13 protein-coding genes are annotated in these 12,201 nt (G+C 42.1%); 5 read left to right on the top strand and 8 right to left on the bottom strand.

Features of this window, described 5'->3' with window-relative positions:
* Nucleotides 1-101 precede the first annotated feature (101 nt).
* The gene (locus HLI_RS07065) at nucleotides 102-419 is read left to right on the top strand and encodes a CHY zinc finger protein (protein ID WP_128524254.1); all 318 of its coding nucleotides are present in this window, start codon (nucleotides 102-104) and stop codon (nucleotides 417-419) included.
* Nucleotides 420-610: 191 nt separating this feature from the next.
* Here the strand turns inward: HLI_RS07065 and HLI_RS07060 are convergent, their stop codons facing one another.
* The 3 genes from HLI_RS07060 to HLI_RS07050 form a co-directional block, all read right to left on the bottom strand.
* Nucleotides 611-1,141 (bottom strand): YceI family protein, encoded by a 531-nt coding sequence (locus HLI_RS07060; protein WP_128524252.1) that lies wholly within the window; start codon nucleotides 1,139-1,141, stop codon nucleotides 611-613.
* Nucleotides 1,142-1,366: 225 nt separating this feature from the next.
* Nucleotides 1,367-1,669, bottom strand: coding sequence for a MerR family transcriptional regulator (locus HLI_RS07055; RefSeq protein ID WP_128524251.1), 303 nt, complete (start codon nucleotides 1,667-1,669; stop codon nucleotides 1,367-1,369).
* 29 nt (nucleotides 1,670-1,698) lie between these two features.
* Nucleotides 1,699-1,854, bottom strand: coding sequence for a Fur-regulated basic protein FbpA (locus tag HLI_RS07050; RefSeq protein ID WP_128524249.1), 156 nt, complete (start codon nucleotides 1,852-1,854; stop codon nucleotides 1,699-1,701).
* Between the two features lie 632 nt (nucleotides 1,855-2,486).
* Here HLI_RS07050 and HLI_RS07045 point away from each other — a divergent pair.
* Nucleotides 2,487-3,545, top strand: coding sequence for an AI-2E family transporter (locus HLI_RS07045; RefSeq protein ID WP_128524247.1), 1,059 nt, complete (start codon nucleotides 2,487-2,489; stop codon nucleotides 3,543-3,545).
* Nucleotides 3,546-3,566: 21 nt separating this feature from the next.
* Here HLI_RS07045 and HLI_RS07040 read toward each other — a convergent pair whose 3' ends face one another.
* Nucleotides 3,567-4,091, bottom strand: coding sequence for a DUF421 domain-containing protein (locus tag HLI_RS07040; RefSeq protein ID WP_128524246.1), 525 nt, complete (start codon nucleotides 4,089-4,091; stop codon nucleotides 3,567-3,569).
* A 79-nt stretch (nucleotides 4,092-4,170) separates the two neighbouring features.
* Nucleotides 4,171-5,418: a CYP152 family fatty-acid peroxygenase CypC gene (locus HLI_RS07035; RefSeq protein WP_128524244.1), complete on the bottom strand. Its 1,248-nt coding sequence runs from the start codon at nucleotides 5,416-5,418 to the stop codon at nucleotides 4,171-4,173.
* A gap of 188 nt (nucleotides 5,419-5,606) precedes the next feature.
* Between HLI_RS07035 and HLI_RS07030 the strand changes: the two genes are divergently transcribed.
* The 3 genes from HLI_RS07030 to HLI_RS07020 all read left to right on the top strand — a co-directional run bounded on the left by HLI_RS07030 (nucleotide 5,607) and on the right by HLI_RS07020 (nucleotide 9,290).
* Nucleotides 5,607-6,995, top strand: coding sequence for a YjiH family protein (locus HLI_RS07030; RefSeq protein ID WP_128524242.1), 1,389 nt, complete (start codon nucleotides 5,607-5,609; stop codon nucleotides 6,993-6,995).
* Nucleotides 6,996-7,408: 413 nt separating this feature from the next.
* Nucleotides 7,409-8,698: a Na+/H+ antiporter NhaC family protein gene (locus tag HLI_RS07025; RefSeq protein WP_128526835.1), complete on the top strand. Its 1,290-nt coding sequence runs from the start codon at nucleotides 7,409-7,411 to the stop codon at nucleotides 8,696-8,698.
* Between the two features lie 88 nt (nucleotides 8,699-8,786).
* On the top strand, nucleotides 8,787-9,290 hold the full coding sequence (locus HLI_RS07020; protein WP_128524240.1) for a GNAT family N-acetyltransferase: 504 nt from the start codon (nucleotides 8,787-8,789) through the stop codon (nucleotides 9,288-9,290).
* A 28-nt stretch (nucleotides 9,291-9,318) separates the two neighbouring features.
* Here the strand turns inward: HLI_RS07020 and HLI_RS07015 are convergent, their stop codons facing one another.
* The 3 genes from HLI_RS07015 to HLI_RS07005 form a co-directional block, all read right to left on the bottom strand.
* Nucleotides 9,319-10,317, bottom strand: a complete 999-nt coding sequence (locus HLI_RS07015; RefSeq protein WP_128524239.1) for a Gfo/Idh/MocA family protein — start codon at nucleotides 10,315-10,317, stop codon at nucleotides 9,319-9,321.
* 12 nt (nucleotides 10,318-10,329) lie between these two features.
* Nucleotides 10,330-11,154 carry an STAS domain-containing protein gene (locus HLI_RS07010; protein ID WP_128524237.1) on the bottom strand — a complete coding sequence of 275 codons (825 nt, stop codon included), beginning with the start codon at nucleotides 11,152-11,154 and terminating at the stop codon, nucleotides 10,330-10,332.
* A gap of 212 nt (nucleotides 11,155-11,366) precedes the next feature.
* A complete protein-coding gene (locus HLI_RS07005; RefSeq protein ID WP_128524235.1) occupies nucleotides 11,367-12,113 on the bottom strand; it encodes a VCBS repeat-containing protein in 747 nt (248 codons plus the stop codon).
* Nucleotides 12,114-12,201: the final 88 nt, after the last annotated feature.

Below are 12,201 nucleotides of genomic sequence, written 5' to 3'. Positions count from 1 at the left end.
TCTTAGTCGTTTAACCTTAATTAAAAAGAGAGTCTAATAGGAAGGAAATAGGATAGATAAGAATGTGAGTGAAAGCTCTTTAAATTATGGGGGGAGTTCTTATGAATCTTCACGTCAAAGGTACAGCAGTTGACCCACGATCCCGATGTGCTCATTACAATACCGAAGTGGACATCATAGCGATCAAATTCCACTGCTGTCAGGAGTATTACGCCTGCTACTATTGCCATCAGGATCATGCTGATCATCCTCCTACAAAGTGGCCTCAGGAAAAGTGGAATCAACAAGGGATTTTATGTGGAAATTGTCAGCATGAATTAACGATTGAGGAGTATATGGAAGTGAGAGGTTGTCCGGAATGCCATCACACATTCAATGAAAGATGCAGCCTGCATCACCCGCTTTATTTCAATATTTAAGCGTCCGATTATGTTGGAATTGGACGTTTTTCATCCACAAAATAATAATGTGAATTTATCGTGGGATTGGCATGACGTTATGAAATTGATTGTTTACCAAATATGAACCAGGGAATCTGCCACCAGAAGAAAAACAGCTGAGCTCATGTAATATGAGCTCAGCTGTTTTCTTAAGGGATGGATTTTTTCCTTTACTGCTCTACGACGAATTCAAAGTTTCCTTCGAATTTAACATCTTTTCCTAACAACATACCGCCTGTTTCGATGGCTGCATTGTATGTCATACCGTACGCTTCACGGTTGATTTTTCCGGTGACATCAAAACCGGCTATTGTGCTGCCGTCCATCGGGCTTTTGGAAGTTCCGTTGTACTCGACGGTGAAAGTCTCTTCGTTCGTTACACCTTTGATTGTAAAATCTCCTGTCACTTCGTATTCTTCGTCAGAGATTTTTTTAATGGATTTACTTTCGAAGACGAGATGCGGGTGTTTCTCTGCTTCAAAAAAGTCACCTGAACGGAGATGCCCGTCGCGTTGTTCGTTCCTTGTATTGATAGAAGTGACTGGGATGGATACTGTAACCTGGGCAGAAGTAAGGTCATTTATGTCGCCGGCGAACTGAACATCAAACTCCTGAAATTCACCTTTTGCCTTGGAAACCATCATGTGTTTGATTTGAAAATTAAGACTGCTGTGAACTTGGTCTAATACTAATTTAGTCATAAAAAAAACTCCCCCTGTATATATTTATTTTGGATTCTAAATAATATAATACTCTCTATTTATTTCGAAGTCAAGATATATTAATTAAAAGTATTTAGCGGACACCTACCAAGTACTTCCGAATTTCCGATTGGTCCTGATGATTGTGTTATGGCAGGGAATAGGAGATATAAAAAAAGCCCTAGACCTAGGGGTGCCTGAGGGCTGCCTGAACCGATACAGAATTTATTTATTCAATTTGAAGTGGGCGTTCAATTGACCGCGCAACATTCTTTCCATTACTTTTCCTTTGTTAGATCCTAAAAGATCTTTCCTTATTTCATACGTCTGGACGCCTTCTTCCCGTTTATCTGCAATTTGCATAAGCATTTCCACATCGGAAAATGAATACTTCCGTGTTCCTCTTTTCGTCCTCTCTGGATAAATCAATTGTCTTTCTTCGTAATAGCGGATCTGTCTGAGGGACAAACCGGTTAATTCGTTGACGGTTCCTATAGAGATAACCTTTTTGTTCTTATATGATGACATCACTTCTCCTCCTTAAAGATACTTGAGTCTTAAGGGCGGTGAATCCGTTCAACTAAGGTCTCTAATTCAGTCAATGTAAGGGAGTGGAGCGCCTTGTCGGAATGGTGATACATTCCTGAATCGATGAGTTTTTTAATATAATGTTCTTTCATACTTTCTACAGCGATTCTTAAGTGGTTTTTCATGGTATTTCACTCCCGTTTTATTGTTGTGAATTCGGTGAATAGCACGACTGGTGTTTACCTCCTATTTGATGTATTGACTATAGAATAATGGAATTGAAGCATAATGTCACCATTTATGTAAGGAAATCTAACATAAATGTTTTAACATGTCATAATTCCTTACATAAAGCTGGTCTTGTTCCATTGCTTGTATACTGTTATTTTCTGACTATATGTTAGAGTATATAGAGAAATAAGGGAGTTGGTTTTTTGGAAAAAGGGGCCGGAAAAGTAGCGAGCTTGAGAATGACAGCTCCATTGGATGACATTTCGTTGGCGGTTATAATTTTGCGTGGTTGAGGTTGAATAAGGAAAAGAAGAATCTCGTTTCACATTTTGGTGTGGCAGAAAGTAGAGAATAACATGCACTCCGTTATGCAGTACGACATAATTATCGAACCGCAGATTTTTCTGTCTGGGAAACGGTTTGTCAATAACCTGTGCCTCCAACTGCATCCTCTCCATTGTAGTAATTAAACCCCTTCGCTGGATTAAATAAGTGTGTCGTGGCCGGATAGGACTGGTGGCTTTTGTTATTCCGGTTTAATCCTTGGTGAAAAAGTGAATGAATGGGGTATAGGTGGTGAAATTAAATGTGGATCAAACACTCATTCTTCAAATACATAACAGCGGCAATCCTCATCTTGATTCTATATTATTTCCTGGAAAAATTGGAACTGCTGCAACCGGTTAAAACGATTACTGGTACGCTGTTCTATCCATTTTTGATCGCGGGATTTCTTTTCTATATATTAAGGCCTGTTGTTCATTGGATCGCTAAGGTGGTTCCTTTGCCTGTTGCGATTTTAGCAGTATATGCGGCTATAGGGGGGATTCTTTACGGTGCATTCCGGCTGTTGGCAGGAACAATTCAAAAGCAAGTAAGCAATATTTCTCAACTCCCTGATAAATTAAAACAAACGGCTGAAGAAGCGAGTAAAAAAATCGAGGAAAACGATATGGGGGTAGTTTCCGGGGTATCTATCCGGCAACGATTGACGGAATACTTCGGGAACCTCACTACGAAAATCGGTGAACATATGACAGAAGTATTTTCTACGATCGCCGGGGCTACGACGGTTTTGGTCATCGTCCCCTTTGTTTTATTTTTCCTCCTGAAAGATGGCCATAAGTTGATCCCTTTCTTGAAACGGGCCTTACCTAGTAAGCATAAGCCTAGAGGCGAAAAGCTGTTGCAGGATCTGGATTATATGGTATCCTCCTACATCGTCGGTCAAGTGACTATTGCAGCGGTGGATGGGGTGCTGACGTATATCGGTTATGTATTGATTGGACTGGACTATGCTTTACTGTTAGGTATATTAGTGCTTTTCACTTGTGTCATTCCATTTGTCGGCCCCGTGATTGGTGCGATTCCAGCCATAGTAATCGCGCTGATGCAGGCACCATCCATGGCGATTTACGTAATCATTATCTTTATCGTCGTTCAACAATTGGAAAGCAACCTTGTCGCTCCGTTTGTATTTGGAGAGCGTTTAGATATTCATCCTTTGACTGTCATTCTTTTGCTCGTTGTAGCCGCCCCTTTATATGGGGTGGTAGGAATGATTGTTGCTGTACCTACCTACTCCGTACTGAAGGTGCTGGCAAAGCATATATATCAGTTTTATCGATTGTACCATCCAACGTGAGGTGAACCCATTGGGTTCACCTCATTTTTTTGGTGCTTGCATTCCATCTACGTCCTTTAAAGAACTATCTCCGGGATCGGTCTCTTTCGTGATTACTGAAAACGACCCATCTGTTTCAAGTACTACCGCTTTTACTCGCCCTAGCGAATACACTCCTTGTGATCGGATCGCCTGCCTGATCTCATCTGCTTTCACACGCTCCTTTTTCATAGCTGTTTCCACCATCTCCCCCTGGTACATTAGCAATTGCGGTTCGCCTTTTACAAAAGAAGTGAATGTTTTTGAACGCACCTCCAGCCATGTTACAGCGTATTGAAGAAAGATAAGGGAGGATAACGCAGCAATCCCATCCAGCCATTTGACTTGACTTGATAAAAGGATGGTAGCAACGGTCGATCCTATAGCTACAGTAATAACCAAATCAAACATGTTCATTTTTGATAATGTTCGCTTTCCTGAAATTCTTAATAGCAAAATAACGGCAGGATAAATGAGCAGCGCCATCATAATTATTTTGAAAACACTTATCCAACTATCAAAAAACATTTTATTCTCTCCTCTATTGGTATGTGAGTAATGAATAACGCTCAGAGCCTTTGCCCTGAGCGCCTCGTTGTAACCCCATTCATTTATAATGGACATTCTTCATAATGAACCCGCTTTTCGGAAGGGCGGGCATTTTTTTTAAGCTGTAGCTATAATCCTGTTTCGGCACCTCATAACCGAGGTGTTTTGTCATATAACGAAAACTCGCCTGAAGCACTTCGATAGTCGCCCATTCGCCTGGACAGCGGTGTCCATTATAATAACCGCCGCCCCCTTGCGGAATGAGATCAAACAATCCTCCGTCCCAATTCAAAAACCTTTCTGGATTGAATTCGTCCGGCTTCTCCCATATCCGTGGATCGTGATTGATTCCATAAACATCAATCAAAACTAGCTGATTTTTTTTGAAAGGGTACTCCTGCCATGTGAAGTCATGGTCGACTCTCGCCCCAAGAAATGGGACGAATGGATAGAAGCGTCGGATTTCTTGAGTGAACATGAACAAATATTCATCATCTAAAGAAACGCGAGTTCGTGTTTCGGGATATTCCTCCAGCGCAACAGCACCGAAAGTCAGAAACTTCGAGATGGCGACGAGTGGCCTAATTACGTTAAGCGTTTCAACAGCTGCCATACGTGCATCTAATGACTCGCCCTCTACATTTCGGTGCATAGCCATCTCATATACAGCTTTTCCTTTTTCAGCTTCCATTTCTCCATTTCTGACTTTTATGATCAAGTCCTCGATCCACGCTTCCGACCGTTTCCGTGCACGTCGGCTTTCAATATGTTTCGGCCCGATGGCACTGAAGCCATCAATCATGTTGCTCAGGTCACGTGTGCGTTTATTCACTTCTTTTTCATTTAAAGGAATACCAGCCCAATCACACGCTGTCCGGCAGAGGAGTTCTCGTGACTCATCATAGAGGTTGACCTTTTTCATCTTGCTCCACTTTTTCGTGAATTGAGCCCAGTTTTTGGTCGTGATTTCGTATAAGTGTTGCAAAGATTCAGGAGTCATCAAGGACATGAACAAAAGCTTACGGTGGGTATGAGGGTCGCCGTCCATCGTCTGAATCCCACCTTCGCCGAATAGTGTTTTCAAAACCCTTGTCGGCAGTGCTCCTGACCGGTTCATCCGATTTCTGTCATAAAAAAGTTCCGCCCCTTCGATTCCACTGAGGAGGGCGACTTTTTCTCCCAATACTCTCGTTTCATATACATCCAAATGATGGTTCTGTACACGGTTGGGGATGAAATTGTAACCATCCTTGAAAATAGCCAATGTGTTGTCAATCGTATTATCTTTCGGTACTTTGACGGCCATATGTACTCCTCCTAAATATCAGTCTCTTATTGTTCTAGATTCCTCCTTCTGGAAGAAGATAAACCGATATTAGAATCTTTTAAAATACTATTGAATTTTTATGCGATAAATTGTATAGTTACTAACTATCGAATAATGTTTATTTATGCATTGATTTGTATGAAAATGATAGAGGGGGAAGAAACATCATGGCAATTGAACAGACGAAAGTTACAGAACCAATTCAGCAATCCTCATCCTTTACAATGAAGCAATGGATGAAATTTCTCATCCCTTCGTTTATCGGTGTCCTTTTATTCCTAGTCCCAATTTCCATTGATGGTCGAGTGACCATTGGGTTAGGAGTCCTTGCAGATGGCCTCCAGGCTGCTATCGCTGATTATATTCCTTTATTCATGACGAGTATTATCGGAGCGTCAGCTGTGGGAAGTATCGTTATTAAAGCTTTACCAAAAGGAAGAATAAGAAAGAATTCATTCATATCTAATGTATTTGATATTGGTCCGCTTTGGATCAGCTTGCGCTTTCTGGGGGCAGCCTTTGCGATTATGACGTTAACAGGATTTGGACCTGAGTTTGTTTCCTCAGATATTACGGGTGGAGTTGTGCTATATGATTTAATCCCTGTATTGATGGTGTGGTTCTTGTTTGCTAGTTTATTCATGCCATTACTATTAGAATTCGGGTTGATGGACTTCATCGGAACGGTTGTTCGAAAGGTTATGCATCCATTATTCAAACTGCCTGGTCGTTCATCCGTTGATGCAATGGCATCTTGGATGGGGAGCGGAACGGTTGGGGTCTTGCTCACAACACAGCAGTATGAAGGTGGATATTATTCAAAAAGGGAAGCTGCTGTAGTTGCAAGTAACTTTTCCATTGCATCGATTGCTTTCAGCTTAGTGATAGCTAAATTCCTTTCAATCGATCACATGTTCATTTCGTTTTATTTCACAGTTGTTGTGTGTGGAGTGGTGGCAGCGGTCATCTGCCCGAGAATCCCGCCACTATCCAAGAAAAAAGAAACCTATCATGAGCCAGTGGGTAAGAAAATTGATGAAGTTGTACCAGAAGGTGTTTCCACTTTAAGGTGGGGGATTGATAAAGCTATTGAAAAAGCTGATCAAGTGAAGAGCCCAGGATCCGTCGTGAAAAAAGGTGTCTATAATGTAGTGGATATCTGGTTCGGTTTGATTCCACTTGTCATGGCACTTGGAACGGTCGCCCTTGTCATCGCGGAGTTCACACCAGTTTTCACCTACTTGTCTTATCCGTTTATTCCTTTCATGAATCTTCTCCAAATACCTGAAGCAGCAGAAGCAGCCCCGGCAATGATTGTCGGATTTGCGGATATGTTCCTGCCGGCGGTCATCGGGAGCGGCATCGAATCTGAGTTGACGCGTTTTGTCATTGGGGTCATGTCTCTGACACAACTCATTTATATGTCTGAAATCGGTATTCTTTTAATTAAATCGAAGATCCCGATCAACTTTTTCGAGCTGTTTGTCATTTTCTTGCAACGTACGGTGATTACCTTGCCGATTGCAGCACTCCTTGCCCATCTTTTATTCTTTTGAACATAGTAATGAGTACTATGAGTGTTGGTTTTCTTAGCCTATGATAATGGATTAAGAGAATCGGGGAGTTTTTCAAGTAGAAAGGGCAGGGATATAAATCAGCTTACATTGGTGTACACCGACTCTGCCTGTTGGAGTTCAATCTGAATAATTGAAACGCAAAAAGGCGCAGCTGAATTCCAGCTGCGCCTTAATATTTATCAATAGGGGAGGTCATTACATTCAGAGGTTTCGGATCTGCATATTTTTTTGGGGGGGTCTTTTTAATTTATTCCTGAAAAAATTATCGCTAAGCGAAATGTTTTACATCAGCTTGTTTTGCAACTGATAGAGCTCCTTGCTATTATGGATTGGTGTATTGTAGTGTATGAAAGAGCTTGGTATATAAGAAAGAGGGAATTTTTATGGAAGATATTCAAAACAAACAAGGGAATGGATGGAGTTTACTTCCCTTTGGTGTATTTATATTACTCTTCATCGGTTCGGGAATCCTCACCGGGGATTTCTATCAAATGCCGGTCTTGGTGGCTTTGTTTGTCGCCATTCTCGTCGCCCTGTTCATGAACAGGCGCACAGACTTTCAATCAAAGCTGCAGCAGTTGACGGAAGGAGGGGGCCATTCGAATATCATTTTGATGGTGATCATCTTTCTCTTGGCTGGGGCATTTTCCACTGTTGCTGAAGGGATGAAAGCTGTCGATTCGACTGTCAATTTAGGATTGAGCATATTGCCAGGTAATCTTTTGGTTGTCGGTCTTTTCATTATCGCTTGCTTCATCTCCATTTCGATGGGTACATCTGTTGGAACGATTGTAGCCCTGGCTCCAATCGGGATGGGGATTGCTGATCAGACAGATGTAGCCGTCGCTCTCACTATGGGGGCGGTGGTCAGTGGTGCGATGTTCGGGGATAATCTTTCCATCATTTCTGATACGACTATTGCTGCTGTGCGAACCCAGGGCACAGAAATGAAAGATAAGTTCCGGGCGAATTTCTTTATTGTTTTGCCTGCCGCCATCGGAACGGCAATCATTTTTGGTGTATTGACGGCAGATGCTTCTACAACACTTCAAGGCGAGCATCCTTTTGAATTGGTGAAAGTTCTTCCTTATTTAGGGGTCCTCATCTTTGCGCTCATCGGTGTGAACGTGATTTATGTGTTGATGGGAGGTATCGGTTTTGCTGGGATCGTGGGTCTGATGATGGGAGACTTCACCTTAATGGAATTCGTCACGCTTGTGGGTGACGGCTTCTCCAGTATGCAGGAGTTGGCCTTAGTCGTTATACTTTTAGGCGGACTTGTAGAACTAATTCGTCAAAACGGCGGAATCGAGTATTTGTTGCATAAAATAAGTCGTGGTGCCAACTCCAAGCGAGGAGGCGAGTTCGGCATCGCTGGTCTTGTGAGCGCTGTTAACGTATCTACAGCGAACAATACAATTTCGATTATCACGGCAGGTCCTTTAGCCAAACAGATATCTGCAAGGTTTGATATTGATGCTAGAAGGTCTGCCAGTATTTTGGATATTTTCTCAAGTTCTGTCCAAGGGTTGCTTCCTTATGGTGCGCAAATACTTTCTGTGGCAGGAGTGGCGAGTATTTCACCTGTCTCGGTCGTTCCTTTCTGCTTGTATCCAATCCTTCTTGCATTATCAGGGATCATCGCTATATTCATCCGTTTTCCAAAGTTTACGACTCGATGAAAATGGTTGGTATTCATGTGAATAGGGAATAAAACGAGTACCAGGGCGAGCCCCTGGTACTCGCTTATATTATAGAGGTGAACAAACGATGAGTGTAAAAATAGTCAATATACAGCATCATCATTTAAAGACATTACATAAATGGGAGATGGATGAAGAACTGCAAGTAAAGACGGGTGTGGATGTTCCCAGGACTTTTGAGCAATTCAGGCATTCTTATGGTGCGTACTTCAGTGGAGAAAAGCCTAATTTACTACTGAAAGCAATTGAAACTGAAGGACGGGTCATTGGAAAGTTAGAGCTTTTTCGTACCCAAAAGAGAGACTTTCTGGGTATCGTAGTCGCCGAAGAGCGAGGAAGTGGCATTGGAACAAAAGCGTTGCAGCTGTTCCTTGATGAAATCAATAGAGATTTTGGGGTGAAAGATATATTTGCCGAAGTGTATGAAGATAATTTTGAAAGTTTGCGTTTTTTTCAAAAAAACGGTTTTGAATGGAATGGAGAGCAGAACGAAGAATTATTCAGAGGTATGCCCCGCACCCTACTTACCCTTCAAAAAGAAATTAAAAGAACGCCCGCCTTTCCTCATTGAAAGGCGGGCGTTCTTTATAACTTCTTTTTTATGGTTGAATTTCCACACGACATCCCTCTTGATGGGAAATAGCTGCTGCTTCATTCACAAGTGTGAGATCCTGAGCATCTTTCACTGTAATGGACGGAGGAGTGCCCTCTATTATTTCCTTGACCCACTGTTCAAAAGGAGTTTCCAGGGGCTGCGGCAGCTCAGCAGGGGGCGTCCACTTTTCCAGTCCATGTTTTTCACTTTTCACACGAATTTGGTCGCTCTCAATTAATAGAGTGCCTTCTGTACCATACAATTCTAATTGAAAAGGACTCCCTGTAGATATGAAGCTCGTTTCTAAGACTGCAAGTATCCCTGAATCATATTCAACAGTAACAGCAGCGTGGTCATCGACCCCTCGCCCCATCAGTGAGTGGAGTCTTGCGCTTACATATTGTGGTTTTCCTGCTAATCGGTTTGCTAAATAAATGGGATGGGCACCTAGATCAACCAGCGACCCTCCACCACATTGTTCGGCATCGAAGAAACGTTCAGGAAGCCACCCGGTTGAATGTTGCCCGTTCGGAACAGCACCGTTATGGGCCACCCGGCAGCGGATCATGTTCACTTGTCCGAGAACACCTTGATCCATCATTTTTTGCGCATACAAATAATAATCAGCTGTCAATCTTGGCATCGAAATCATGAACTTGATCTGGGCTTTTGCAACCGCAGTCAAGACTTTTTCATCATCGTTTTTAGTTAAAGTTAAGACCTTCTCTGTAAAAATGTGCTTTCCATATTTTGCCGCTTCCACCAATAGATCGTGATGACGGGCAGTAGAGCTTGTGAGGATAATGGCGTCAATGTGCGGGTCATGGAAAATGGAACTAACATCATCTTCGAAAGGAACACCCAGCTCCTCTGCCCATGACTTTCCTCTTTCAGCATCTTCATCCCATACTTTGTCGATCGAGACAAGCGGGTGAGCGGACGCTTCTGCAGCATAATCATCGGCGTGGACATGCCATCGGCTTAATAAGGCGACACGAAGCATTGTTATCCCCCCTTATACTTTTGAGTCATTGATGGTAATTAGTGCCTGCTTCAAATCACTAAAAGTTTCTAATTCTTCGAAATTCATTTCTGATTGGATAGCTGCCACGGCCATTTCAGTGCGAATCCCTGTCAAAACAGTGCGCGTGCCCAACAATTTAATCGTTTTTGTCAAATTGAATAAATCGTTGATGAATACTTCATCAAAGGTGGCGATTCCTGAAAAATCGATAAACAAGAGACGGAGGCCGTGTTCTTTTACCTTGTGCAAGGTGTGATCTTTGACGACATCGAAACGCTCAGGTGAAAACTCACCGACTAAAGGAAGGACAGCTTGAAATTCATCAATCAAGACTACCGGAGAAGAAACCGTGTTCAAGTGTTTTTCCATTTCTTCATGTTCCGACTCCTTCGTGCGGTTATAACTATCCGTCGTGGCCCGGATGGCAGCATCAAATGCGGTTACGACTTGTTCCGTTACTAGGAAACCCTCTTCCACTTCTGCTTCTTGGATCAAATCGGACCTTCGCATATGTTTTATTAAAGACAGTCTGAAGACGCTGAGCACGTCGACGGTTTGTTTCAAAAGAACTCCTTGTGAGTATAAATAATTGTCTGTATCATAACCGATTTCAGCTGCACTCATTTCTTCAGGTGGCTGCAGTAAACTTTCCCCGACCCGATCCAAAAGTAGACGCAACATTTCAAAATGATAATTCAAGTCATTATCATTATAGACGATATCAAGTTCATCGAGAGTTTGCGGTAAAAGTTCATTTACTAATTTAGTCTGGTTATTTTTAAAGTATTTCGCTAAACGTGCGTTCAATTTTTCCATATCGTTCTCCTCTCCTATCCTATCCGTTGTTCTTCCTATTCCCTATTTCATAATACTATAACTAGTTTTTAGATTAGGAGAGATGAAGGTATTGGATGTCGATACAATCAAGGAAACTAATTAACATGACAACACAATAAAAACACCTGGTACAAAAAAGGGATGTTTGTACCAGGTATTTAATGCGATTGTTATGAAGAGGGAGGCCCCCATCAGGAGTCTGCTGCCGTTCCGAGGACAGCTGCGTATTGATTATCAAAAAATGAACTGAAGCGCTGCCCATCCCAGCTTAATGGCGTCTGGACCAGTCCAAGTCCATCTGCATTATATTGACCGACGATTCTTTGTAAAGCGTATAAATCATATACCCCGTCACCATCAAAGTCGACAGGATAAAGCTGGTTCAATCCTGAAACCCATCCTTGCAATGGTGCTTTCAGAGTTCCGTCCTGATTATAAATTCCATCTAAATATTCCTGGTCCCGGTTGCTCAAATCAATGATGAAAGATAGATTCAACGTTTGATTTATCACTTCAACTTTGTATTGATCTTGATAATTGACCACATATTTGTAAGTTTCGTCAAAGGTCTCGTAATCGAAAAGCACCATCGGTTGGTTGTTAACAAAAGAATAAAGGTAATAGTAACCAAACCCGCCGCTTCCCCCTGAATCCATACTTATCAATATGTCATCGGTGCCATCCCCTGTGAAGTCTCCCAGGAACAGACGAGGTTGATACCCCATGTTTGTTTTCAGAGGTACATTATAGAACAAATTAGACCGGCCATCTTGAATGATTAAAGTGATGTCAGTGATATAAGGACTATCCGACGTTTTTTGTCCTACAAGATAAACTTGATCTTGAATGTAATCACCATTCACGTCTCCTTGGGCAAACGCAAAAATATTTGATGTTCCAGCAGGTTGCTGCCGAAAATTATAGGGATATGTGTACATAGAAACCTCCGTCGTTTTTCAATAGCATATGCCTGAAGAAGGAAGTGTGACTTGCATGGCAGGTTATTTACAGAAGGGAATAGCTGAA

The sequence above is a fragment of the Halobacillus litoralis genome (genome assembly GCF_004101865.1).
Lineage (GTDB): Bacteria > Bacillota > Bacilli > Bacillales > Halobacillaceae > Halobacillus > Halobacillus litoralis_A.
The sequence above is the reverse complement of the archived record's forward strand: the minus strand, read 5'-3'. Positions and strand labels throughout refer to the sequence as shown.

Bases quoted from the DNA above. Each gene is read 5' to 3' on its own strand.
- HLI_RS07065 (WP_128524254.1), top strand. From the start codon at position 102: ATGAATCTTCACGTCAAAGGTACAGCAGTTGACCCACGATCCCGATGT.
- HLI_RS07060 (WP_128524252.1), bottom strand. From the start codon at position 1,141: ATGACTAAATTAGTATTAGACCAAGTTCACAGCAGTCTTAATTTTCAA.
- HLI_RS07055 (WP_128524251.1), bottom strand. From the start codon at position 1,669: ATGTCATCATATAAGAACAAAAAGGTTATCTCTATAGGAACCGTCAAC.
- HLI_RS07050 (WP_128524249.1), bottom strand. From the start codon at position 1,854: ATGAAAAACCACTTAAGAATCGCTGTAGAAAGTATGAAAGAACATTAT.
- HLI_RS07045 (WP_128524247.1), top strand. From the start codon at position 2,487: ATGTGGATCAAACACTCATTCTTCAAATACATAACAGCGGCAATCCTC.
- HLI_RS07040 (WP_128524246.1), bottom strand. From the start codon at position 4,091: ATGTTTTTTGATAGTTGGATAAGTGTTTTCAAAATAATTATGATGGCG.
- HLI_RS07035 (WP_128524244.1), bottom strand. From the start codon at position 5,418: ATGGCCGTCAAAGTACCGAAAGATAATACGATTGACAACACATTGGCT.
- HLI_RS07030 (WP_128524242.1), top strand. From the start codon at position 5,607: ATGGCAATTGAACAGACGAAAGTTACAGAACCAATTCAGCAATCCTCA.
- HLI_RS07020 (WP_128524240.1), top strand. From the start codon at position 8,787: ATGAGTGTAAAAATAGTCAATATACAGCATCATCATTTAAAGACATTA.
- HLI_RS07015 (WP_128524239.1), bottom strand. From the start codon at position 10,317: ATGCTTCGTGTCGCCTTATTAAGCCGATGGCATGTCCACGCCGATGAT.
- HLI_RS07010 (WP_128524237.1), bottom strand. From the start codon at position 11,154: ATGGAAAAATTGAACGCACGTTTAGCGAAATACTTTAAAAATAACCAG.
- HLI_RS07005 (WP_128524235.1), bottom strand. From the start codon at position 12,113: ATGTACACATATCCCTATAATTTTCGGCAGCAACCTGCTGGAACATCA.